18 protein-coding genes and 1 riboswitch are annotated in these 22,487 nt (G+C 63.6%); of the genes, 11 read left to right on the top strand and 7 right to left on the bottom strand.

Annotation, left to right across the window (positions count from 1 at the left end; all coding sequences use genetic code 11):
- Positions 1–4: 4 nt before the first annotated feature.
- Both FS777_RS11800 and FS777_RS11795 read right to left on the bottom strand, forming a co-directional pair.
- Positions 5–1,792, bottom strand: a complete 1,788-nt coding sequence (locus FS777_RS11800) for an N-acetylglutaminylglutamine amidotransferase (protein WP_145255624.1) — start codon at positions 1,790–1,792, stop codon at positions 5–7.
- 36 nt (positions 1,793–1,828) lie between these two features.
- Positions 1,829–2,392 (bottom strand): tyrosine-type recombinase/integrase, encoded by a 564-nt coding sequence (locus FS777_RS11795; RefSeq protein ID WP_058637558.1) that lies wholly within the window; start codon positions 2,390–2,392, stop codon positions 1,829–1,831.
- A gap of 86 nt (positions 2,393–2,478) precedes the next feature.
- Positions 2,479–2,687: riboswitch (cobalamin riboswitch) on the top strand.
- 108 nt (positions 2,688–2,795) lie between these two features.
- Between FS777_RS11795 and FS777_RS11790 the strand changes: the two genes are divergently transcribed.
- Genes FS777_RS11790 through FS777_RS11775 form a run of 4 tightly spaced genes read left to right on the top strand, consistent with a single transcriptional unit; the run spans position 2,796 to position 7,746 of the window.
- Positions 2,796–4,934: a TonB-dependent siderophore receptor gene (locus FS777_RS11790; RefSeq protein WP_058637559.1), complete on the top strand. Its 2,139-nt coding sequence runs from the start codon at positions 2,796–2,798 to the stop codon at positions 4,932–4,934.
- A 45-nt stretch (positions 4,935–4,979) separates the two neighbouring features.
- Positions 4,980–5,765, top strand: a complete 786-nt coding sequence (locus FS777_RS11785; RefSeq protein WP_058637560.1) for an ABC transporter ATP-binding protein — start codon at positions 4,980–4,982, stop codon at positions 5,763–5,765.
- Entirely contained in the window at positions 5,762–6,730 is a 969-nt protein-coding gene (locus FS777_RS11780) for an ABC transporter substrate-binding protein (RefSeq protein ID WP_081321275.1), read from the top strand. Before FS777_RS11785 ends, FS777_RS11780 begins: the two co-directional genes overlap by 4 nt.
- A complete protein-coding gene (locus FS777_RS11775; RefSeq protein WP_058637562.1) occupies positions 6,727–7,746 on the top strand; it encodes an iron ABC transporter permease in 1,020 nt (339 codons plus the stop codon). The genes FS777_RS11780 and FS777_RS11775 overlap by 4 nt, the downstream gene beginning before the upstream one ends.
- Before the next feature lie 41 nt (positions 7,747–7,787).
- Here FS777_RS11775 and FS777_RS11770 read toward each other — a convergent pair whose 3' ends face one another.
- The 3 genes from FS777_RS11770 to mnmC form a co-directional block, all read right to left on the bottom strand.
- Entirely contained in the window at positions 7,788–9,839 is a 2,052-nt protein-coding gene (locus FS777_RS11770; protein ID WP_145255618.1) for a TonB-dependent receptor, read from the bottom strand.
- Positions 9,840–9,915: 76 nt separating this feature from the next.
- Positions 9,916–10,323: a DUF2946 family protein gene (locus FS777_RS11765; protein WP_058637564.1), complete on the bottom strand. Its 408-nt coding sequence runs from the start codon at positions 10,321–10,323 to the stop codon at positions 9,916–9,918.
- A gap of 108 nt (positions 10,324–10,431) precedes the next feature.
- Positions 10,432–12,402 carry a bifunctional tRNA (5-methylaminomethyl-2-thiouridine)(34)-methyltransferase MnmD/FAD-dependent 5-carboxymethylaminomethyl-2-thiouridine(34) oxidoreductase MnmC gene (mnmC, locus tag FS777_RS11760; RefSeq protein WP_145255615.1) on the bottom strand — a complete coding sequence of 657 codons (1,971 nt, stop codon included), beginning with the start codon at positions 12,400–12,402 and terminating at the stop codon, positions 10,432–10,434.
- A 130-nt stretch (positions 12,403–12,532) separates the two neighbouring features.
- On the opposite strand from mnmC, the gene pap reads away from it, so the two are divergent.
- Together pap and FS777_RS11750 are read left to right on the top strand one after the other, a co-directional pair.
- On the top strand, positions 12,533–14,026 hold the full coding sequence (pap, locus tag FS777_RS11755) for a polyphosphate:AMP phosphotransferase (RefSeq protein WP_145255612.1): 1,494 nt from the start codon (positions 12,533–12,535) through the stop codon (positions 14,024–14,026).
- Between the two features lie 182 nt (positions 14,027–14,208).
- Positions 14,209–15,171: a DMT family transporter gene (locus tag FS777_RS11750; protein WP_145255609.1), complete on the top strand. Its 963-nt coding sequence runs from the start codon at positions 14,209–14,211 to the stop codon at positions 15,169–15,171.
- Between the two features lie 123 nt (positions 15,172–15,294).
- Here the strand turns inward: FS777_RS11750 and FS777_RS11745 are convergent, their stop codons facing one another.
- Positions 15,295–16,689 carry a class II fumarate hydratase gene (locus FS777_RS11745; RefSeq protein WP_058605623.1) on the bottom strand — a complete coding sequence of 465 codons (1,395 nt, stop codon included), beginning with the start codon at positions 16,687–16,689 and terminating at the stop codon, positions 15,295–15,297.
- Between the two features lie 154 nt (positions 16,690–16,843).
- Between FS777_RS11745 and FS777_RS11740 the strand changes: the two genes are divergently transcribed.
- From FS777_RS11740 to FS777_RS11720, 5 genes are all read left to right on the top strand, one after another.
- The gene (locus tag FS777_RS11740) at positions 16,844–17,368 is read left to right on the top strand and encodes a DUF2059 domain-containing protein (RefSeq protein ID WP_145255606.1); all 525 of its coding nucleotides are present in this window, start codon (positions 16,844–16,846) and stop codon (positions 17,366–17,368) included.
- An 8-nt stretch (positions 17,369–17,376) separates the two neighbouring features.
- Positions 17,377–17,673 (top strand): BolA family transcriptional regulator, encoded by a 297-nt coding sequence (locus tag FS777_RS11735; RefSeq protein WP_058637568.1) that lies wholly within the window; start codon positions 17,377–17,379, stop codon positions 17,671–17,673.
- 217 nt (positions 17,674–17,890) lie between these two features.
- Complete coding sequence (locus tag FS777_RS11730) at positions 17,891–18,823, top strand: rhodanese-related sulfurtransferase (RefSeq protein ID WP_058637569.1); 933 nt, start codon at positions 17,891–17,893, stop codon at positions 18,821–18,823.
- Positions 18,824–18,826: 3 nt separating this feature from the next.
- Positions 18,827–19,459 (top strand): DsbA family protein, encoded by a 633-nt coding sequence (locus FS777_RS11725; protein ID WP_058637570.1) that lies wholly within the window; start codon positions 18,827–18,829, stop codon positions 19,457–19,459.
- Positions 19,452–21,284, top strand: coding sequence for an ABC transporter ATP-binding protein (locus FS777_RS11720; RefSeq protein ID WP_058605618.1), 1,833 nt, complete (start codon positions 19,452–19,454; stop codon positions 21,282–21,284). Before FS777_RS11725 ends, FS777_RS11720 begins: the two co-directional genes overlap by 8 nt.
- Positions 21,285–21,604: 320 nt before the next feature.
- Here FS777_RS11720 and FS777_RS11715 read toward each other — a convergent pair whose 3' ends face one another.
- Positions 21,605–22,477 (bottom strand): LysR family transcriptional regulator, encoded by an 873-nt coding sequence (locus tag FS777_RS11715; RefSeq protein WP_058637571.1) that lies wholly within the window; start codon positions 22,475–22,477, stop codon positions 21,605–21,607.
- Positions 22,478–22,487 lie beyond the last annotated feature (10 nt).

Here is a 22,487-nt window from a genome sequence, read left to right as displayed (position 1 = left end):
GGGTTCAGAGTCCTTGTTCGGTCAGCCACAGGTTCAGCGCCGCCAACTGCCACAGTTTGGAACCGCGCAGGGGGGTAAGCTGGCCGTGCGGGTTGCTCAGCAGACGGTCGATCATGGCCGGATTGAACAGGCCGCGGTCCTGGCTCGGGTCGGTCAGCAGGTCGCGTACCCAACCCAGGGTGGCGCCTTCGAGGTGCTTGAGGCCAGGCACCGGGAAGTAACCCTTCTTGCGGTCGATGACTTCATGCGGAATCACCCGGCGCGCCGCCTCCTTGAGCACCTGCTTGCCGCCGTCGGGCAGCTTGAAGCGTGCCGGAATGCGAGCCGACAGTTCTGCCAGGCGGTAGTCCAGAAACGGCGTACGGGCCTCCAGGCCCCAGGCCATGGTCATGTTGTCCACACGCTTGACCGGGTCGTCCACCAGCATCACCGTGCTGTCCAGACGCAGAGCCTTGTCTACGGCCGCGTCAGCGCCAGGGCGGGCGAAGTGTTCACGGACGAAGTCGCCAGCAGCATCGTTCTCCAGCTGCCAGACCGGCTGCACGGTGTCACGGTATTCGGCATGGCTGCGGTCGAAGAACGCTTCGCGGTACGCCGCGAATGCATCGTTGGCGCCATCGACCTGCGGGTACCAGTGGTAGCCGGCAAACAGCTCGTCGGCGCCCTGGCCGCTCTGCACGCCCTTGCAGTGCTTGGCCACTTCGCGCGACAGCAGGTAGAAGGCGATGCAGTCATGGCTGACCATCGGCTCGCTCATGGCGCGAAACGCCGCAGGCAACTGATCGATGATCTCGTGCTCGGCAATGCGCAGTTGATGGTGGCGGGTACCGTAGTGCTTGGCGATCAGGTCCGAATACTGGAATTCATCGCCGCGCTCGCCGCCTGCGTCCTCGAAACCGATGGAGAAGGTCGACAGGTCATCCACGCCCACTTCGCGCAGCAGGCCGACCAGCAGGCTGGAATCGACACCGCCGGAGAGCAGCACGCCCACGTCGACCGCAGCGCGCTGGCGAATGGCAACCGCATCGCGGGTGGCGTCAAGGACCCGTGTGGTCCAATCCTCCAGGGTCAGGTCACGCTCATCCGGGTTAGGGCCGTACTGGAGTTGCCACCAAGTGCTGCGCTCGACTTCGCCGTGGCGGTCGATGCGCATCCAGGTGCCGGGTTCGAGCTTTTGCACGTTGGCCAGCAGCGTGCGCGGCGCCGGGACCACGGCATGGAAATTCAGGTAGTGGTTCAGCGCCACCGGGTCGAGCATCGGGTCGATGTCGCCCCCTTTGAGCAGCGCCGGCAAGGTCGATGCAAAGCGCAGGCGCTCGCCGTTGCGCGAGAGGTACAGGGGCTTTACGCCCAGGCGGTCACGGGCCAGGAACAGGCGCTGGCTGTCGCGCTCCCAGATAGCCAGGGCGAACATGCCGTTGAGCTTGGGCAGCAGGGCCTCGCCCCAGGCGTGGTACCCCTTGAGCAGCACCTCCGTGTCGCCGTCGGACCAGAAGCTATAGCCCAGGTCCAGCAGCTCCTGGCGCAATTCGGGGAAGTTGTAGATGGCGCCGTTGAAGGCCAGTGACAGGCCCAGGGTGCTGTCCTGCATGGGTTGGGCCGAGCCGTCGGACAGGTCCATGATTTTCAGGCGACGGTGGCCGAGGGCGATTGGCCCCTGGCTGTAAAAGCCCCACGCATCCGGGCCACGTGGCGCCAGGTGATGAGTGATTCGCTCAACGGCAGCCAGGTCGGCTGGGCGAGGGGCTTGACCGAGGGGGGTGAAAAGCAATTCTCCAGCTAGTCCGCACATGTAACGTAAACCCTTTGAGTTTCGGCACTCATGGCGTCACTGGCTTTTCGCGCGTACCGCATTTGTACTGCTTCCCGCATGCTTAGGCTGATCAAACTGCGCCCAGTCGTTGGGGCGTTGATCCACCTGGCGCATGGAGAGCAGCACCTGCACGCTGTGCCCGAGTTGCGCGGCGATGAATGCCGGGTTCATGCCGGCCACCAGGCACATGGTTGCGTACGTGTGGCGCGTGTCGTGCATCCTGCGGGGCCTGATACCAAGCATCCGCGAAGCTGCCAGCCAGTAACGTTTTTGACTCGCTTCGGGGCGTCTGAACAGCGCCGAGCGGTCGTCTGTCCCACTGGGCGCGAACACATCATCTGAACGCGCCTCGGTGAGCGGTCTGGGTTTTTCGAGGGCGTACAAGGCCCGATCGTTCAATAAAACTTTGCGTGTGCGCTTGGTTTTGGTGCGATTTTCGAGGATTTCCAGTAGCCCAAGCCCCCCGGCATCGGCCCTGTTCAGGGCACCGATCAATCGCTCTCCAACCCAGCGCTGCGCCCGCCTGAACACGCTTTCGCAGGCTCGGTTGAAGCCCGCCAAGCAGGCGGTATGAATCATCGAAATGCCGTTCGTCGATGCCTGGCGGCGGTTAATCACTGACGACCATTGGCACGAGATGTTGACCCGGAACGATTTTGATGGTCATCTGCGCGCCTGTTTCAGGTGCCCCCTGCCGCCGTGCATGGGGTGAAACGGGAAGCCGGTTCGTCACCCCAGGGTGATCAGTCCGGCGCTGCCCCCGCAACGGTATGCGAGCGATGCTTTCGACAGACCACTGTGCCACCGGCATGGGAAGGTGACGGCATCATGACCCTCGCGAGCCCGGAGACCGGCCTGAAGCCTTGTTTGGCAAACCCGCGGTGGGCGGGCGCAGGCCGGTTTCCGTGGGCGCGTGCGCCTGCGCGTTCCCCATGCGTTGTTCCCTCCGGGATTCTTTCATTCCTGCTGCAAGTGGAAAGATATGTCCCGCTATTGTGTTTTTCTTACCCCTCAAGGGGCGTTGCTAGGTGCGAGCCTGGTGCCCTGTGTGTGCATGGCCGTCCCGATTCAGGCAGCCGAAGATGTCCATGCGCTGGCATTGCCCGCCACAGCCATCACCGGCACTGCCGAGCAGAACCCTCCCGTGGACCTGCACACTCCTGGCACCAGCGGTTCGCGCCTGAACCTCACGCCCTTGGAAACGCCAGCCAGCGTCACCCGCATCGGCGCCGAGCAAATTCTCGGGCGCAACAACGCCACGGTGCAGGACGCGGTGACCCGCACCCTCGGCATCACTTTCGTCGGCACGCCTGGCAACGGCGGCACTGCGCTTTCGGCCCGTGGCTTCACCGGGCACAGTTCGACCATGCAGCTGTATGACGGCACCCGCCTGTACGTGGGCGCCGGCACTGTCACGTTTCCCGTGGACACCTGGTCAGTAGAACGCATCGACGTGCTGCGCGGCCCGGCTTCGGTGTTGTACGGGGAGGGCGCCACCGGTGCGGTGATCAACGTAGTGCCGAAAAAGCCCTTCGACGGCGAGGTTCGCAACCAGGTTCGCCTGGGCTACGGTTCCAATGATCGTCGGCAGTTGGCATTGGACAGCGGCGGTTCGCTGACCGATACCTTGAGTTATCGCCTGAACCTCAACAAGTTGCACAGCAATGGCTGGGTCGACCGTGGTGAGTCAGCCAGCGTTGCTGTCAGCGGTTCATTGCGCTGGCAGCCGAACGACGATTTCAGCGTCACCCTCAGCCATGACTACGGTGACCAGGACCCGCAACAGTATTTCGGTACGCCGCTGGTCAATGGGCATTACCGTGAATCGCTTCGTGACCACAACTACAACGTGGCCGACGCCGAGGTGCATTACAACGATCAGTCCACTCGATTGGTCACGGACTGGGTGATCACCGACAACCTCACCGCCAATAACCAGCTGTATTTCCTCAAGGCCCAGCGCCGGTGGCGAAATGCCGAAAGCTACACTTGGCTGCCGGGCGACCAGGTGCAGCGCAGCAATTTCATCAGCATCAAGCAGACCCAGGAACAGATTGGGGATCGCCAATCGTTCACCCTGCAGCACACCCTGTTCGGCCTGGACAGCCAGACCGTGGTTGGCGCGGACTACAACGCGATCCGCTTCGTGCGCAAGCATGATTTTGGCAACACCTACACAGATACCGTGCCGCTATGGGGCTCGGGCGGCGGCGATTACATCAGCACCGACCCCTACCGCTCGCGCGAAGCGAACCAGGCCCGGCAATTCTCCCTGTTCGCCGAAAACCGCACGCAACTGACCCAGCGCCTGTCGTTGATCACCGGTGTGCGGCATGATCAGGTGCACCTGAACCGTGACGATCTGGACACCGATACCCGCACCGATCGCAGTCTGAGTGGCGACAACTGGCGGGCGGGCCTGGTGTTCGCGCTGACCGAGGACCTCTCGCTCTATGGTCAGTACGCCACCAGCACCGAAGGCGTGAGCAACTTGCTGACGCTCAGTGCAGCGCAACAAAGCTGGGACCTGAGTACCGCCAAACAGACCGAAGTCGGTGTCAAGCAGATGCTGCCTGAAGGCCGTGGCGAGTGGACACTGGCAGCGTACCACATCGTCAAGAAGAAACTCCTGAGTACCGATCCACTCAACCCCACCGTCCAGCAACAGGTCGGCCAGCAATCTTCGGACGGCATCGAGGCCACCCTGGCGTTGCGCCTGCCCTACGGTGTGCAGCTTTCGGCCAACGCCGCCTGGGTCCGCGCCGAGTACGACGAATTTGCCAGTGGCAACAGCGACTACAGCGGCAACCGGCCGATCGATGTGCCACGGCGGTCGGCCAACCTGTGGTTGAGCAAAGACTTTGGTCGGTTGTTCAGTGCCGGGGCTGGAGCGCGGTATGTCGACAGCCGCTATGGGGACAATGCCAATACCGTGCAGGTACCGAGCTACACCGTGGTCGACGCCAACGTTGACTGGCACGTGAAGCCGGACCTGACCTTGGGCCTGCAGCTCAACAACCTGTTCGATCGTCAGTACGCCACCACCACCGAAAATAACGGCCGGCAGTGGTACCTGGGTGAACCACGGTCTTTCTTCGTCACGGCCGATTACCGTTTCTGATCCGTCCCACCGGCCTTCGGGCCGGTGCTTGCTGGAGTGAATCCGATGACTCGACTGAGTATCGAAGGCCTGCACTGGGCAGTGCCCGAGGCGGGGCGCAGGGTGCGCCAGATCCTGCAAGGCGTGGACCTGCATGTGGACGACGGTGAGTGCGTAGGGCTTGTCGGCCCCAACGGCAGTGGCAAGACCAGCCTGCTACGTTGCGCCTATCGCGCCACGCAACCCACTGCAGGCAGGGTCAGCGTGAGCGGTGTCGATATCTGGCAACGCAGCCCGCGCTGGTGTGCGCAGCGTATCGCGGTGGTGCTCCAGGAGTTTCCTGGCGAATTCGGATTGAGCGTTGCCGAGGTGGTGAGCATGGGGCGCACGCCGCACAAGGCCCTGTTTGATGGCGACACGCCCGAGGACCGGCAAAGGGTCGCTCATACGCTTGTGCTGGTTGGGCTGGCAGGTCATGCCGAGCGTACGTTCGCTTCGCTATCCGGAGGCGAGAAGCAGCGCGTGCTGTTGGCCCGGGCACTGGTGCAAGCCCCTGAGCTGCTGATTCTCGACGAGCCGACCAACCACCTCGACCCGCATTACCAACTTGGGCTTCTGCAGCACTTGCGCAGCCTGGGGCTGAGCACCCTGGCCAGCTTCCACGACCTCAACCTGGCTGCGGCATTCTGTGACCGGCTGTACGTCCTCGACGCTGGCCGAATCCTTGTCAGCGGCACGCCCCAGCAGGTGCTGACCCGCGAACTGATCCAGGAGGTGTTTGGTGTCCAGGCGCTGGTCGACCTTCATCCGCTGCACCCTTACCCACGCATTACCTGGATAACCCGACCATGAACGCTCGCTTTCTGATCGCCCTGATAACGCTGCTGCTGGCGCTGCCTGCCACGGCCAGCGAGTACCCGCTGAACGTGCGCAGTTGCGAGCGCCTGGTGACGTTCAGCAAGGCCCCCAAACGGGTGGTGGTGCACGATGTGAACATGACCGCCATGCTGCTGCACCTGGGGCTGCGAGACAGCATCATTGGCTACACAGGGTTCACCCGCAGTAAACACCGTGACCCATGGATCGACGCTGCGCTGGAGGGCGTGCCACAACTGGCAAGCCGTTATCCTTCCATTGAAACGCTGCTGGCGGTCGATGCCGACCTGTTCTTCGCCGGCTGGAACTATGGCATGCACGTGGGAGGGGCGGTGACCCCCGCGACGCTTGCGCCCTTTGGAGTGCCGGTCTACGAGTTGAGCGAGTCCTGCGCTTGGGTCATGTCCGGCCAACGTGCGAGCTTCGATGATGTCTATCGCGACCTGGATAACCTGGGGCGCATGTTCGATCACCAGCGCCAGGCCCAAGCGCTGATCGGGCAGATGCGCCAGCGGATCGCCGGGGTGCAAGCGCGGGCAGGGCAGGCGCAACACCGACCACGGGTCTTCTTGTACGACAGCGGCGAAGATCGCCCGCTGACATCGGGGCGCCTGGGCATGCCGCAGGCACTGATCGACGCAGCCGGTGGCGTGAACGTGATGGACGACGTGGCCGCCAGCTGGACCCAGGTGAATTGGGAAAGCGTGGTAGAGCGCGACCCTGACGTGATCCTGATCGTCGACTACGGACCCAGGACCTGGCAGCAGAAACGTGATTTTCTGTTGCACCAGCCCGCGTTGAAAGACGTACGGGCCATCCGCGAGCAGCGCTTCGTGCCACTGACCTACCTGCAGGTCACCCCCTCGGTTGAGAACGTCGAAGCCGTGGAGAAAATCGCCCGCGCCTTGCATCCCGAGCTGTTCGCAGCGGGGGCACCATGACCTTGGCGCGCAGCCCAGCGTGTTATGGCTGGCTGACCGTGGTGCTGGTCATCCTGTTGGTGGCGTCTTTGGTCGCGTCGCTGGCATTTGGCCCGGCATCGGTGCCCTTGACCCACGTCATCGGGATCGTCGCGCAACAGATGGGCATCGACTGGGGGCCTGCGCTCAGCAAGAGCCAGACGCACATCATCTGGCTCATCCGTGCCCCGCGTGTACTGTTGGGCGCATTGGTCGGGGCAGGGCTTGCCCTGGTGGGTACGGCCCTGCAGTCCGTGACCCGAAACCCACTGGCAGACCCACATTTGCTGGGTGTCAGCGCCGGCGCTGCGCTGGGCGCAGTGCTGGTGATGCTTTACGTCGGGGACTTCGTCGGTGTGCTCAGCCTGCCGCTGGCTGCGTTCGTGGGGGCGACAGGGAGCATGCTGCTGGTGATCGGCGTGGCGCGCCGCGGCGGACGCCTGGAAAGCGATCGCTTGCTGTTGGCGGGGGTGGCGGTGTCCTTCGTGCTGATGGCCGTGGTCAACCTGCTGCTCTATACCGGTGACCAGCACGCGGCGGCTTCGGTGGTGTTCTGGATGCTGGGTGGGCTGGGGGCTGCCCGCTGGGAGGTCATCTGGTTGCCGGCACTGTGCGTGCTGTTTGGACTGTGCGCGCTCCAAGTGATGGGGCGCGGCCTGAATGCATTGATGAGTGGCGAGCAGACCGCGATCAGCTTGGGCTTCTGCGGCCGGCGCCTGCGGCTTGAGGTGTTCATCTGCACGTCATTGTTGACCGGGGTGCTGGTCTCGCTGTCGGGTGCCATCGGTTTCGTGGGCCTTATGGTGCCCCACGTAGCGCGCTTGCTGGTGGGGGCGGACAATCGGCGGTTGATGCCGGTCAGTGCGCTGCTGGGTGGGGTGTTTCTAGTCTGGGTGGATGTGGCCGCCCGCACCCTGATCGCACCGCAAGACCTGCCGATCGGCATTGCTACCGCAGCGCTGGGCGGGGTGTTCTTCATGCTGTTGCTCAAGCGGTAACGACACGGCAAGCCACCGTGGGGTGCTTGCCGTGCCCTGCATCAGAAGTCCAGGGTGAGCCCTGCATACAGCGCACGGCCATCGCCGGGTGAGTGCAGTGATGCATCTGCCCCATCGGGGTCGTACCAGACATACTCGTAGTAGCGGTTGGTCAGGTTCTTCAACTGCAGGTCCACGCTCATGGTTTCGCTGAGTTTGTACGTCGCCCCGAGGTTCATCAGCACGTAGCCGCCATAGGTACCTTGGGTGTTCTCCCGCTCAAGGTAGTAGTTGGTCTGCCCGTTCGCCCAGGCAGTGAGCTGCAGCTTTGGAGTAGCCTGGTAGCTGATGCCGGTATTCCACAGGTGATGTGGCACGTGATCGATTTCCTGGCCCTTGCTACCTGGTAATGCGCTGCTGGGCTCGAGGATCTTGGAGTACTGCCAGGAGTACGACATCCATACCTCGGTGCGTTCATCCGGGTGCAGGTTGACCTGCAGGTCGTAGCCCCAGCGCCGTGTCTCACCGACATTGTCCGACTCCCCACTCGGGTCGTTCAGGCGCCGGCTCACTTCGCCAGAGGCGTCCTGGCGCCAATAGGCCACACGGCCATCGACCCAGCTGGCTGGGGTGAACTTGACGCCGGTTTCCCAGCCTTCATTGATCGAAGGGGACAAGTCCTCGTTGCGCGGCGGCACCTTGTAGGCTGCGGCGCCGGTACCGACCTGGAAGGTGCGACCCCAGTTGGCGTAAACGCTGGCAAACTTCCATGGCGAATAGACAATGCTGAGCTTGGGCTGCTTGATCAGCCCGTAGTCGTTGATGTCGTAGCCCTGTCCGGTCATCTTGTTGGTGAAGTCACCACTGATCTTGTCCACCCGGTAGGCCGGCACGATCTTGAGCGACTCCAACGGCTCGATCTCTGCCTGTACGTAGGCACCGACTGTGTTGAAGTCGAAGTCCTGGTCGCGTGTCTGCGCCTGGCGTACACGCGCTTGGGTACGGTAGCGCTCGCTGCGGTTCTGTTGCTCCTGCACATCGCTTCCACCTTCCAGCGCAAAGGCGTGCAGCCAGTCCACCTGTGGTCGCCAGGTCAGCGAGGTGATGGCGCCGTACTGGTCCTCGTAGGTGTCGCGCTCCTGCTGTGAACTGGTGCGCCAGTACTGGGTCCAGCGACGGTCGTCATAGGTGTTGAGGTAGGTCTTGGCCGACCAGGACAGGGTGTCGGCCAAGTCGGTGTCGAAGTGCACGCTGACCTGGTTCATGCGCCGCGTGCCTTTGTCCGTGGCGTTGTAGTCATTGGTCATGCGCGGATGATGGCGGGCGTCGTCCTCGGTCAGGTAGCCCGCTTCCTGGGCTTCGGACTCGTAGTGGCGCGCGATCAGACCAAGGCGGTAGCTGCCATCGTCAGGGGTATAGAACCACTTGCCGCCGAAGCTGTAGCGTTCGGTGTCGGCGTGGTCGCGATAACCGTCGACCTGTTGGCGGGCGAAGAAGTAGTTCTGCGTCCAGTTGCTGGTCTCGATGCCCTTGGCCAGTTGCACCTCTCGGGTATTAAAGCTGCCGTAGCGCAGGCGCGCCTTGTTGTAGTTACCGCCGGTGCGGGTGTTGATATTGACGTTGCCGGCGATGTTGTTCAGGCCATAGCGCGGGTCGCTGGTGCCGCGCACCACTTCGATGCTGTCGATGTCCATGGGGAACACCGAGTCGATGAAGGGCATGTTGCCGTCGTTGGTGTTACTGGGGATGCCATCGATCAGCAACTTGACCGCGTTCACTTCGCCTTCGCCATTGAAGCCGCGAAACGACAATTTGCCCGAGGTGGTGCCTTGGTTGAACTCGGTGAGCATCACCCCCGGTGCCCTGCGCAACAGCTCCCAGCTGTAGGCGACTGGCATTTTTTCGAGGATGTCACCGCCTAGAATATCCACCGAACTGAGCACGCTGCTGGTGGCCAGCGGGCCGCTTTCGGTGCTGGTCACGCTGACCGCACCGAGGGTTAGCGTCGAGTTCTCGGCAGCGCGTGTTTCGGCAATGGCCGATGACAAAGGGCTGAGGCTATAAACAGCGAGCACGGGCAGGACGGCGCGTGCGGTATGACGAAACGCAGACATGAAGTGTTTCCTGAAGACAGTCGAGCAGCGCTGCGCGCCGCATGTCGCGGGGCAGCAATGGGTAAGCGACGACGGGTCAGGCCAGGGGAGAGGCGCGGGGGTTGAGCTTGGGCCACTGTTCACGCGGCAACGGCAGCTTGTGGCTGTCACCGATCAGCAGTGCGTCGGGCCAGTAGCGGGGGAACAGGTGGCGATAGTAGTCGCTGGCCAGCAAGGCATGCGCGGCATGGCCACAGCAGCAGTCACCCGCCTGATGCTTGATTGGCGGCTGATCGTCCAGTTGCGGCAGGTCGGCCTTGAGCTGGGCCAGCAGTGACTTGGGCAAGCTCTGCGCACCGTGCAGGCTGCAAAAGCTTCCCAGCATCAGCGATTGGCTGTCGATGCTGGGGGATTGCAAGGCACGATCGAGCGGCATCGCCAGCAGGTTGAACAGCACGGCGATGCCTGTTAGCAAACACACAAGTGAGCGTGCACGTACGGTCATCTGACCCCCAGGCGATCAAGGCCCGTATTAAGCCTCATTCGCGATCAGGTATGAAATGTCGCTACTGCGGCCTATTGCCGCAGGGCGCCCGCCTGGGCGAGGCACCTGTTATTTGCCCCGAATCAGGCGCCGCAGTGCAAAGCGGTTGGGGTGGCAGGCTTCGGCGACCGTTCGCGGTACCGGCAGCGGTTCGCCGCAGACCCAGGCCGCCACCAGTTCTGCGCTGAGCGGGGCCGTGATCAGGCCCCGCGAGCCGTGGCCGCTGTTGACGTACAGGCCCTCAAGCCAAGGGCACGCCACCTGCGGCACTTGTCGCGCGTCCCGGGCAAGCGCTGCATAGGCCTGGGCAAAAGCGTGGTCGTCGGCCAAAGGCCCGACAATAGGCAGGTAGTCCGGGCTGGTGCAGCGGAAAGCGGCGCGGCCTTCGAGCGCCTGCGCATCGAACCCCGCCGCGCCAAGCCGGTGGGACAGGTCAGGGGAAATTTCGTCCAGCAGCGCCAGGTTGCCCTCGTGTTCGGCCGCCGTGGGGGTCAGGTCAGTGCTGTGGAAATCGAAGCTGGCGCCCAGGGTGTGCTCGCCGCATCGCGCGGGCGCCACATAGCCTTGCGCGCAGACCACGGTGCCCAGCGCCCGGCTTTGGGGGGTTGCGGGCAGTCGGGTGACCTGGCCACGAATACGCTTGAGCGGCAAGCCGGCGCACGGTTCGAACCGTTTGACCTCGGCAGCACTGGCCAGGATCATCACCGGCGCGTCGGCCAGCAACTGGTCCCCGGCCCAGGCCTGCCACCGCCCCGCGACCTTGTGCAGCGACAGCACCTCCTGGTGCGTGACCAGGCGGATGTTGGGGTGCTCAAGCTGCTGGCGGCATAGCGCGGGCGGATGCACCCAACCGCCTTCGGGGTAGAACAGCCCGCCTGTCGATAGGGTGATGCCAGCGGTGGCCTGGGCCTGCTCCTGGGTCAATGCGTGCACAAGACCGGGCCCGAAGGCCTGCACCAGCTTGCCCTGGCGCGCCGCTTCCTTGTCGTCGAAGGCCAGTTGCAGGACGCCGCAGGCGTCCCAGTCCTCGCCGCGCTGAAGGTGCTCAAGCTGACGGCGGGTGTAACCGAAACCGGCGAGAATCATCCGGGACAAGGCCGTGCCGTGCGCCGATAGCTTGAGGTACAGCACCCCCTGCGGGTTGCCGGACGCTTCCTGCGCCGCTGACCCATGCCGCTCCAGTACCGTGACCTGCCAGCCGCGTCGGGCCAAGCTTGCCGCCGTGCAACTGCCGGCCAGCCCGGCACCCACCACCACGGCCTGACGCGGCCCATCACCTGCCGGCGGGCGGGCATACCAGGGCGCTGTAGGGGCAGGGGGCGGGCCTACATACGCCCCGCTCATCACTTCCCACTTCTTGCCGATGCCAGGCACCTTCTTCATGGCAAAACCCGCCTCCACGAGGCTGCGGCGTACCCAGCCGGTGGTGGTGAACGTACCCAGCACGGTACCGGGGTGGGACAGCCGCGCCAGTTGCGCGAACAGTGCCGGGGTCCACATGTCGGGGTTCTTGGCAGGGGCAAAGCCATCGAGGAACCAGACGTCGACCTGGGCGTCGAGCTCCGGCAATTGCTCGAGCACATCACCGATCAGCAAGGTGAGGGTGACGCGTCCACCTTCGAAGGTGAATTGCTGATACCCCGGATGCACCGCCACGTATTGGGCCAGCAAAGGCTGGCTGTAGGCGGCCAGCTCCGGCCACAGACTGATGGCACGGGCCAGGTCATCGCGGGCCAGGGGGAATTTCTCGACGCTGACGAAGTGAAGCCGGGCATCTGCGTGGGCGTGTTGCGCGAACAGTTGCCAGGCGCAGTAGAAATTCATGCCGGTGCCAAAGCCCGTCTCGCCGATGACCATGCAGGCCTCAGGCGCCATTGCAGTGAAACGTTCAGCCAGGCGGGTTTGTCCGAGAAACACATGGCGGGTTTCATCGATGCCTTCATTGACGGCGAAGTACACGTCATCGTAATGCCGCGAATGAGGGCGGCCCTGTTCGTCCCAGTCGATCTGGGCGTGCTGGAGCGGGGGAGTTACGGTCATGGCAGGTGCACAGCGACAAGCGACTGAAGAAGTGGCGATAGTCGCATGACTGGGGCTTTCTTGCAGCCCGAGCTCCCAACCCAGGTGGGCTTTTGCGCTAGTCTTGTCTATCCATTGAAGGAGCCCGTGCATGTTCGAATCTGCCGAAATTGGTCACAGCATCGACAAGCAAACCTACGACGCCGAGGTACCCGCCTTGCGTCAGGCACTGCTCGAGGCCCAGTATGAGCTCAAGCAGCAAGCGCGTTTTCCGGTCATTGTGCTGATCAACGGCGTGGAGGGGGCCGGCAAGGGCGAGACGGTCAAGCTGCTCAACGAGTGGATGGACCCGCGCATGATCGATGTGCTTACCTTCGATCAGCAGACCGACGAGGAACTGGCGCGGCCACCGGCCTGGCGTTACTGGCGCGCCTTGCCGCCCAAGGGGCGCATGGGGGTGTTTTTCGGCAACTGGTACAGCCAGATGCTGCAGGGGCGCGTGCATGGGGTGTTGAAGGACGCGGTCCTGGACCAGGCCATCAACGGTGCCGAACGCCTGGAGCAGATGCTGTGCGATGAAGGCGCGTTGATCATCAAGTTCTGGTTTCACCTTTCCAAGAAGCAGATGAAGGCGCGGCTCAAATCCCTCAAGGACGACCCCTTGCACAGCTGGAAGATCCGCCCGCTGGATTGGCAGCAGTCACACACCTACGACCGCTTCGTGCGTTTTGGGGAACGTGTGTTGCGCCGCACCAGCCGCGATTACGCACCTTGGCACATCGTCGAGGGAGTTGACCCCAATTACCGCAGCCTGGCCGTCGGGCGCATCCTGCTCGACAGCTTGCAGGCGGCCCTGGCCAATAACCCCAAGGGCAAGCACGTGGGCAATGTCGCGCCGCTTGGACGCAGCATCGACCAACGTAGCCTGCTGGGTGCCCTGGACCTGAGCTTGCGTCTGGACAAGGCGGACTATCAGGAGCAACTGGTCACCGAGCAGGCGCGCCTGGCCGGTTTGCTGCGTCACAAGCACATGCGCCGTCATGCCTTGGTAGCGGCCTTCGAGGGCAATGATGCGGCGGGCAAGGGCGGTGCGATCCGGCGCGTGGCCGCTGCCCTGGATCCGCGTCAGTACCGGATCGTGCCCGTTGCCGCACCTACCGAAGAAGAACGCGCGCAGCCTTACCTGTGGCGTTTCTGGCGGCACATTCCCGCGCGTGGCAAGTTCACCATCTTCGACCGTTCCTGGTATGGGCGGGTGCTGGTGGAGCGGGTCGAGGGGTTCTGCAGCCCTGCCGACTGGATGCGTGCCTATGGCGAAATCAACGACTTCGAAGAACAACTGGTGAATGCGGGCGTGGTGGTGGTCAAGTTCTGGCTGGCCATCGATCAGCAGACCCAGCTCGAGCGCTTCGAGGAGCGTGAGCAAACCCCGTTCAAGCGCTACAAGATCACCGAGGACGACTGGCGCAACCGCGACAAATGGGACGACTACAGCCAGGCCGTGGGCGATATGGTCGACCGCACCAGTAGCGAGATCGCGCCCTGGACGCTGGTTGAAGCCAACGACAAGCGCTGGGCACGGGTCAAGGTTCTGCGCACCATCAACGAAGCACTGGAAGCGGCGTTCGCCAAGCACAAGAAGTAGGCCGGGCTCGTACACCTGACATGAAAGTGGGCTTGGGCAGCACAGCCGCGATCCGGCGTGTTGCCCGTATCATGCCCCCACAGAATGACGTGATGAATTCTTTTCCCGGCTGGGCTGCTCAGCTTGCCTGCGCAGCCCCGTAGAATTCAGCCACCCCCACCACGGATCTGATCGAGGACACCATGCACACCACCTCCGGCCGTTGGGTTCACGGCCTGCTGCTTGCCCTGCTGACGGCACTGCTGTGGGGCATCCTGCCGATCAAGCTCAAGCAGGTGTTGCAGGTGATGGACCCGTTGACGGTGACCTGGTATCGCCTGCTGGTGTCCGGTGGACTGCTGTGCGCCTGGCTGACGGCCAACCGCCGCCTGCCGTCGTTCGGCCGGCTCACGCCCAAGGGCAGGGGCCTGGTTGGGGTGGCGGTGCTGGGCTTGATGGGCAATTACGTGCTGTATCTGATCGGCTTGAAGTTGCTCAGCCCTGGTACCGCGCAGCTGGTGGTGCAACTGGGGCCGGTGCTGCTGCTGGTGGCCAGTGTGTTCGTGTTTCGCGAGCGCTTCAGCGTGGGGCAGGGGGTGGGGCTGTTGATCCTGCTGGCAGGTTTCGGGCTGTTCTTCAACCAGCGCCTGGAGGAGCTGTTGACCTCCCTTGGCGCCTACACCACCGGTGTGCTCACCATTGTGCTGGCCACCAGTATCTGGGTGTTCTACGCCTTGAGCCAGAAGCAGTTGCTGACGATGTGGAATTCGCAGCAGGTGATGATGGTGATCTACCTGTGCTGCGCAGCGCTGCTGACGCCCTGGGTGCAGCCGCTGGAGGTCTTGTTACTGAGCCCCGTACAGGGCTGGCTGCTGTTGGCGTGCTGCCTGAATACGCTGGTGGCCTATGGCGCCTTTGCCGAAGCCCTGGCGCATTGGGAGGCTTCTAGGGTCAGTGCGACGCTGGCATTGACGCCATTGGTGACGTTCGTGGCGGTGGCACTGGCTGCGCTGGCGTGGCCTGATTATGTGCAGGCCGAGCAGATCAACCTGTTGGGGTATGTAGGGGCCGTGGTCGTGGTGGCAGGCTCTGCGCTGGTAGCGCTCGGGCCTTCGCTGGTGGCGGGATGGCGGGCACGTCGTGCCCGGCTTGCGCAAGTGTCCTAGGTGTTGGGGGCGGGTAACACTTAACTGGCCCAGATGCGGTGCAAGGCAGTTGCTTGCACATCAAATGCGCAAGCCTTCTTGGCGTTGCCAAAAAAGGGGCTACGCAGGCAGCCCCCCAACACCTCAACCCTTGCCACCCGGCGCCAGCATGTTTTCAGGCTTTACCCACTCATCGAACTGCTCGTTGGTCAGGTAGTCCAGCTCAAGCGCTGCCTCACGCAGGGTCTTGCCCTCACCATAGGCTTTCTTGGCAATCTCGGCAGCCTTGTCGTACCCGATATGCGGGTTCAGTGCCGTCACCAGCATCAGCCCTCGCTCCAGGTGTGCGGCCATTTGCTCGGCATCTGGCTCGATGCCCGCCACGCAATGCTCCTGAAAGTTGCGGCAACCGTCTGCCAACAATTCGATGGACTGCAGCAGGTTGTGGATGATCACCGGCTTGAACACGTTCAGCTGCAGATGCCCCTGGCTGGCGGCAAAGCCGATGGTGGTGTCGTTGCCCAGCACCTGGCAGGCCAGCATCGACAGCGCCTCGCACTGGGTCGGGTTGACCTTGCCGGGCATGATCGAGCTGCCGGGCTCGTTGGCGGGCAAGCGCACCTCGGCCAATCCCGCACGGGGGCCTGACCCGAGCAGGCGCAGGTCATTGGCGATCTTCATCAAGGCCACCGCCAGGGTTTTCAACCCCCCAGCCAGGCTGGTCAGCGGCTCGTGCCCGGCCAGCGCTGCAAACTTGTTGGGCGCGGTCACGAAGGGTAGCCCAGACAAGGCAGCCAGCTCGGCAGCGATGGCTTCGGCGAAGCCCTGGGGCGCATTGAGGCCCGTGCCCACCGCCGTGCCGCCCTGGGCCAGCTCATACACCGCCGGCAGGCTGGCGCGGATGGCGCGCTGGGCATAATCGAGCTGCGCCACGAATGCCGAGACTTCCTGGCCGAAGGTGATCGGCGTGGCATCCATCATGTGCGTGCGCCCGGTCTTGACCAGGCGATGATGACGGGCCGACAACTCGGCCAGGCCCGAGGACAGCTCGGCGATGGCCGGCAGCAGTTGCTCGTGCACGGCCTGGGCGGCTGCGATGTGCATGGCGGTGGGGAAGCAGTCGTTGGAGCTCTGGGAGCGGTTGACGTGATCGTTGGGGTGCACCGGCGACTTGCCGCCGCGCACCTGGCCGGCCAGTTCGTTGGCGCGACCTGCGATCACCTCGTTGACGTTCATGTTGCTCTGCGTGCCACTGCCGGTCTGCCAGACTACCAGTGGGAATTGATCGTCATGCTTGCCATCGAGGACCTCGTCGGCGGCCTGCTCGATCAGCCGGGCAATGTCGGCGGGCAGGGCGCCGTTGCGGTCGTTGACGCGGGCAGCGGCTTTCTTGATCAGGGCCAGGGCATGCAGCACGGCGAGCGGCATGCGTTGCTGGCCGATGGCGAAGTTGATCAACGAGCGCTGGGTCTGGGCGCCCCAGTAGGCGTGCTCAGGAACTTCGACCGGCCCAAGGCTGTCTGTTTCGATACGGCTCATGCTGCATTCACTCCCTTGTCAGTCAGAATCAGCAGTTTAGGCCCTCATGCGACCTGGCGGTTCAATCGCCTGTCGTGCTACTTGAGCAGCTCGCCCTGGCGGGCGCAGAATGCTCGCTCTGAGGTACCGCCTCCCCCCTCCTGAAGGAAATGCAATGACCCGTCTTCGTGTCCTCTGTGCTGCAGTCGCCCTGGCTTGCGGCAGTGGCCAGGTCCTGGCCGCCACCGCCAGCCACAACGCCGCTGCCGAGAAATTCCTGACCCTGGCCAATGCCGACAAACTGGGCACGCCGGTGTACATGCAAGTGCAGCAGATGTTTGCCCAGCGCTTCGCCCAGACCAAGGCGCCTGCCTCCAAGCAGCCCGTACTGGAAAGCTACCAGGCCAAGGCCAACGCCGCGCTGGACAACGCCATCGGCTGGAACAAGCTCAAGCCCAAGATGGTCGACCTGTACACCCAGACCTTTACCGAGCAAGAACTCAAGGACCTGGTCAAGTTCTACGAGTCGCCCCTTGGCCGCAAGGTGCTGCGCGAGATGCCCAAGGTCACCCAGCAATCGGCTCAGCTGACCCAGCAGACCCTCGAACCTGCGGTGCCGGTGGTCAACAAGCTGCTTGAAGACATGACCAAGCAGCTGGACCCCAACTATGGCAAGGCAGCCGCGCCAGCCAAGAAGTGAGCACGGCCATGAACATGCAACAGCGTATCGAACAGCAACTGGCAAGCCTGACGCCTCAGCACCTGCAGGTGCTCGATGAAAGCCACATGCACAGCCGTGGTCAGCAGACCCACTACAAGGCGGTGATCGTGAGCGATGTGTTCGCAGGCCTGAACAGCGTCAAGCGGCATCAGAAGGTGTACGCGACCATGGGTGAGCTGATGGGCCAGATTCATGCGCTGGCCATCCACACCTATACCGGCGATGAGTGGGCGCAGGTCGGCAGTGCGCCGGCATCGCCTGTATGCGCCGGCGGCGGGCACTGAAACCTTGCTGTTGTTCTGGTAGAATCCGCTTCATCCCAAAAAGGGGCTGCTGCACAGCCCATCGCAGGTCCCCCAGCTGCTTCAGGTAAACCCCCTGCGTTGACGCACCGGGCACCTGAAGCGGCAGGCGTGCCTGCGGTGGGCGTGCAGCGGCCCTTTGTTCATTGTGTAGCCCGGTCTGCCCCTTACGAGGGCAACCACCTGGAGAACCCGATTCATGTCCCACCCTATCGTCGTCGCGGCGCTGTACAAGTTCGTCACCTTGCAAGACTACGTCGAACTGCGCGAGCCGCTGCTCAAGGCCATGCTCGACAACCACGTCAAAGGCACCTTGCTATTGGCCCATGAAGGCATCAACGGCACCGTGTCAGCCACCCGCGAAGGCATCGACGGCCTGCTGGCCTGGCTGCGCAGCGACCCGCGCCTGGTGGACATCGACCACAAGGAGTCGTACTGCGACGAGCAGCCCTTCTACCGTACCAAGGTCAAGCTCAAGAAAGAGATCGTCACCCTGGGCGTGCCTGGGGTCGATCCCAACCAGGCGGTGGGCACCTACGTCGAGCCCAAGGACTGGAACGCGCTGATCAGCGACCCCGAGGTACTGGTGGTCGATACGCGCAACGACTACGAAGTGGCCATCGGCACGTTCAAGGGGGCCATCGACCCCAAGACCGAAACGTTCCGCGAATTTCCCGACTACATCAAGGCCAACTTCGACCCAGCCCGCCACAAGAAGGTCGCCATGTTCTGCACCGGGGGCATTCGTTGTGAAAAAGCGTCCAGCTATATGCTCGGTGAAGGTTTCGAGGAGGTCTATCATCTCAAGGGTGGCATCCTGAAGTACTTCGAGGAGGTGCCTGAGGAACAAAGCCTGTGGGAGGGCGACTGCTTCGTGTTCGATAACCGCGTCACGGTTCGCCATGACCTGAGCGAGGGTGAATACGACCAGTGCCACGCCTGCCGTCATCCGATCAATGCCCAGGAGCGTACCTCGGAGCACTATTCGCCAGGTGTAAGCTGCCCGCACTGCTGGGATTCGCTGAGCGAGAAGACCCGCCGCAGCGCCATCGACCGGCAGAAGCAGATCGAGCTGGCCAAGGCCCGCAACCTGCCGCACCCGATTGGCCACAACTACAAAGCCGAGGCTTGATCCATGTCTGCGCGCCTGATCTACGTGATGGACCCGATGTGTTCCTGGTGCTGGGGCTTCGCCCCGGTGGCCAGTGCGCTGATCGATCAGGCAAATCAGGCAGGCGTGCCGACCCATCTGGTAGTCGGCGGGCTGCGCAGTGGCAGTGCCGCGCTGGACGGCGCCACCCGCAAGTACATCCTCGAGCATTGGCAGGCCGTGGCCGAAACAACGGGGCAGCCTTTCACGTTCGAGGGCGCCATGCCCGACGGCTTTGTCTACGACACTGAACCGGCCTGCCGGGCACTGGTAGCGGCCCGCGAGCTGGACGGCGAGCGCCTCTGGCCCCTGCTGGCAGCCATACAGTCTGCGTTCTATGAAGGGGCTCATGACGTGACCACCGCCCCGCATCTGGTGGAGCTGGCCGAGCAGGCGGGTTTCGCGCGCGGGCTGTTTGCCGAGGCATTCACCCGCGCCGAAACCCGCGCTGCGACCGCGGCGGATTTCGCCTGGGCCCAGGGCTTGGGCATCGCAGGGTTCCCGACCTTGCTCGCTGAGCGCAACGGTCAGCTGGCCTTGCTGACCAACGGGTATCAGCCGCTCGAGCGTCTGCAACCGTTGCTTGGCCGCTGGCTGCAGCAGGCCGCCAGTGCTTGATGTGCCCGGGTCGCCCGACCCGGCGCCGTCCAAGCCGGTGGGCTCGGCCGACCGGTTGAGCTGGTCGGAAATCCGGCGCCTTGCCCTGCACCATAAAAAGCAGCTGTGGACGGCGAACCTGATTGCCGTGCTGGCAGCGTGTTGCAGTGTCCCGATTCCATTGTTGCTGCCGCTGCTGGTGGATGAAGTGCTGCTCGGGCATGGCGATGCCGCGCTCAAGTGGATGAACCAGCTGTTGCCGTCTGGCTGGCAGGTCGCAGCGGGCTATATCGGCCTGATGTTGTGCCTGACCTTGTGCCTGCGCCTGGCGGCACTGGCGTTCAACGTCATCCAGGCCAGGCTGTTCGCCGGCTTGGCCAAGGACATCGTTTACCGGCTACGCATTCGCCTGATCGAACGGCTCAAGCGTATTTCCCTGAAAGAGTACGAGAACCTGGGCAGCGGCACGGTCACCACGCATCTGGTCACCGACCTGGACACCCTGGACAAGTTCGTGGGTGAGACCCTCAGTCGCTTTCTGGTCGCCATGCTCACCCTCACCGGCACGGCCGCCATCCTGCTGTGGATGCACTGGCAACTGGCGCTGCTGATCCTGTTGTTCAACCCGCTGGTCATCTACTTCACGGTGCAGTTGGGCAAGCGGGTCAAGCACCTGAAGAAGCTCGAAAACGACAGCACGGCACGCTTCACCCAGGCGCTGGCCGAAACGCTCGATGCCATCCAGGAGGTCCGCGCCAGCAACCGTCAGGGGTATTTCCTCGGTCGATTGGGCGTCAAGGCCCGCGAGGTGCGCGACTACGCCGTGGAGTCGCAGTGGAAGAGCGACGCCAGCGGCCGTGCCAGCGGGCTGCTGTTCCAGTTCGGCATCGACATCTTCCGCGCAGCGGCCATGTTGACGGTGTTGTTCTCGGACCTGTCGATCGGCCAGATGCTTGCCGTCTTCAGCTACCTCTGGTTCATGATCGGCCCGGTCGAGCAGTTGCTGAACCTGCAATATGCCTACTATGCCGCGGGCGGTGCGCTCAATCGCCTCAATGAGCTGCTGGCACGCGCCGACGAGCCCCAGTACCCGGCGGCCAGTGACCCCTTCGCCGGGCACGCCACGGTGGGTATCGAGGTCCGGGACCTGTCCTTTGCCTACGCCGACGAACCCGTGCTGGACAACCTGAACCTGGCCATCGCACCCGGTGAGAAGGTGGCCATTGTCGGCGCCAGCGGGGGCGGCAAGAGCACGCTCGTGCAGCTGCTGCTCGGGCTGTACAGCGCAGATGCAGGCACCATTCGCTTCGGTGGTGCCACCCTGCAGGAAATCGGCCTGGAAACCCTGCGTGAGCAGGTGGCGGTGGTGTTGCAGCATCCGTCGCTGTTCAACGACAGCGTGCGGGCCAACCTGACCATGGGCCGGGACTGCACCGACGATGCCTGCTGGCAGGCATTACGGATCGCCCAGCTCGACGCCACCATCGCCGCGCTCCCTCACGGGCTGGACAGCGTGGTCGGGCGCTCGGGCGTACGCTTGTCCGGCGGCCAGCGTCAACGGCTGGCCATTGCACGCATGGTGCTGGCCGAGCCTAAGGTAGTCATCCTGGACGAAGCCACCTCGGCGCTGGACGCTGCCACCGAGTACAACCTGCACCAGGCGCTGGCGCGTTTTCTCAAAGGCCGCACCACACTGATCATTGCCCACCGCTTGTCGGCGGTGAAGCAGGCGGACCGGGTGCTGGTGTTCGACGGCGGTCATGTGGCAGAGGACGGTGACCATCAGCAGCTGATTGCCGAGGGTGGGTTGTACGCCAAACTGTATGGGCACCTGCAGCAGATCTAAGGGCTGTGAGAAGTGGCTTGGGACGACGGTCAGGCGGGGCTGCTTGTAACACAACCTCACCGAGTATCGTAATGCGGTTCACTTAAGATCGTTAGGGCCGCTGCGCGGCCCATCGCGGCCGGTCCGGCGCCCCGGCGAGGCCGCTCCTATAGGGGGCCGTGTCACTCGAGATCGTGTAGCCCTACCTGCGCAGCCACTGTCTTTGCACCGTACTTGAAAGCTACCGAATTGGGTGTAGGAGCGGCCCTTGTGCCGCGATGGGCCGCGTAGCGGCCCTAAACGAACAACATCACACCGAGTTCTCTAGCTTCACACTCAGACTAAGGCTTGAGCAATCGCAGGAATTCCACACCGGCCGGCGCCATCACCTGTTCGGCCCGCGTGATGACGCCGATCTCGCGTACCACGCCCGGATGATCCACCACCACCTTGCTCACTTCGTCACGGCCCTCGTCGGCCGACTCGGGCAACAATGCAACACCCTGGCCCTGGCGCACCAGGGCCAGCACCGTCGACATGTAATTGGCTTCAAGCCCTGCCGCCAGGGGCAGGCGCGCGTCGGCGAACAGCCGCTCGACCAGGTTGCGCACGCTGCTGTCCCGTCCGGTCAGCAGCATGGGGTATGCCGCCGCTTCGGCCAGGGTCACCGCTGTCCGCCTGGCCAAGGGGTGGTCGTGCGGCACGTACAGGCACAGGCGATCTTCGAGCAGGGCCTTGAACGCCAGCCCCTGGGTAGGCCGCGCCTGTACACCCAGGCCGAAATCCACTTCTTGCTCCAGCACCAGCGTATCGATGCGCTGGGCTACCACGTCGCGCAGCCGGACCTCGATGCCGGGGAAGCGTTCGCGAAAGCGCTGCACCACGCCTGGCAGCAGCCCCGAGCATAGTGAGGGCAGGGCCGCGATGGTCAGTACGCCCCGACGGGAGGTGGCATGGTCGCGGGCCGCTTCGACGATGTTGTCCAGGTCGAGCAGCAACTTTTCCATCGGCAGCAATGCATGCTGACCGGCAGCGGTCAGGCCGACGTGGCGCGGGCTGCGTTCGAGCAAAGTCACCCCGAGCCAGTCTTCGAGTTGGCGAATCTGCACGGTGAGCGCCGAAGGCGACAGGTTCAAGGCCACGGCCGCTTTGGAAAAGTTGCCGGTTTGCGCCACGGCCAGGAACGCGCGGATGAGCTGGATCGCATTTTTCATTTTGTTTTTC

The organism is Pseudomonas sp. DE0157 (assembly GCF_007678615.1).
Classification (GTDB): domain Bacteria; phylum Pseudomonadota; class Gammaproteobacteria; order Pseudomonadales; family Pseudomonadaceae; genus Aquipseudomonas; species Aquipseudomonas parafulva_B.
This window is presented reverse-complemented; position numbering and strand designations above follow the sequence as displayed.

What these genes read in the sequence shown, in the direction of transcription:
- FS777_RS11800 (WP_145255624.1), bottom strand. Translation starts at nt 1,792, where the DNA reads ATGTGCGGACTAGCTGGAGAATTGCTTTTCACCCCCCTCGGTCAAGCC.
- FS777_RS11795 (WP_058637558.1), bottom strand. Translation starts at nt 2,392, where the DNA reads ATGATTCATACCGCCTGCTTGGCGGGCTTCAACCGAGCCTGCGAAAGC.
- FS777_RS11790 (WP_058637559.1), top strand. Translation starts at nt 2,796, where the DNA reads ATGTCCCGCTATTGTGTTTTTCTTACCCCTCAAGGGGCGTTGCTAGGT.
- FS777_RS11785 (WP_058637560.1), top strand. Translation starts at nt 4,980, where the DNA reads ATGACTCGACTGAGTATCGAAGGCCTGCACTGGGCAGTGCCCGAGGCG.
- FS777_RS11780 (WP_081321275.1), top strand. Translation starts at nt 5,762, where the DNA reads ATGAACGCTCGCTTTCTGATCGCCCTGATAACGCTGCTGCTGGCGCTG.
- FS777_RS11775 (WP_058637562.1), top strand. Translation starts at nt 6,727, where the DNA reads ATGACCTTGGCGCGCAGCCCAGCGTGTTATGGCTGGCTGACCGTGGTG.
- FS777_RS11770 (WP_145255618.1), bottom strand. Translation starts at nt 9,839, where the DNA reads ATGTCTGCGTTTCGTCATACCGCACGCGCCGTCCTGCCCGTGCTCGCT.
- FS777_RS11765 (WP_058637564.1), bottom strand. Translation starts at nt 10,323, where the DNA reads ATGACCGTACGTGCACGCTCACTTGTGTGTTTGCTAACAGGCATCGCC.
- mnmC (WP_145255615.1), bottom strand. Translation starts at nt 12,402, where the DNA reads ATGACCGTAACTCCCCCGCTCCAGCACGCCCAGATCGACTGGGACGAA.
- pap (WP_145255612.1), top strand. Translation starts at nt 12,533, where the DNA reads ATGTTCGAATCTGCCGAAATTGGTCACAGCATCGACAAGCAAACCTAC.
- FS777_RS11750 (WP_145255609.1), top strand. Translation starts at nt 14,209, where the DNA reads ATGCACACCACCTCCGGCCGTTGGGTTCACGGCCTGCTGCTTGCCCTG.
- FS777_RS11745 (WP_058605623.1), bottom strand. Translation starts at nt 16,689, where the DNA reads ATGAGCCGTATCGAAACAGACAGCCTTGGGCCGGTCGAAGTTCCTGAG.
- FS777_RS11740 (WP_145255606.1), top strand. Translation starts at nt 16,844, where the DNA reads ATGACCCGTCTTCGTGTCCTCTGTGCTGCAGTCGCCCTGGCTTGCGGC.
- FS777_RS11735 (WP_058637568.1), top strand. Translation starts at nt 17,377, where the DNA reads ATGAACATGCAACAGCGTATCGAACAGCAACTGGCAAGCCTGACGCCT.
- FS777_RS11730 (WP_058637569.1), top strand. Translation starts at nt 17,891, where the DNA reads ATGTCCCACCCTATCGTCGTCGCGGCGCTGTACAAGTTCGTCACCTTG.
- FS777_RS11725 (WP_058637570.1), top strand. Translation starts at nt 18,827, where the DNA reads ATGTCTGCGCGCCTGATCTACGTGATGGACCCGATGTGTTCCTGGTGC.
- FS777_RS11715 (WP_058637571.1), bottom strand. Translation starts at nt 22,477, where the DNA reads ATGAAAAATGCGATCCAGCTCATCCGCGCGTTCCTGGCCGTGGCGCAA.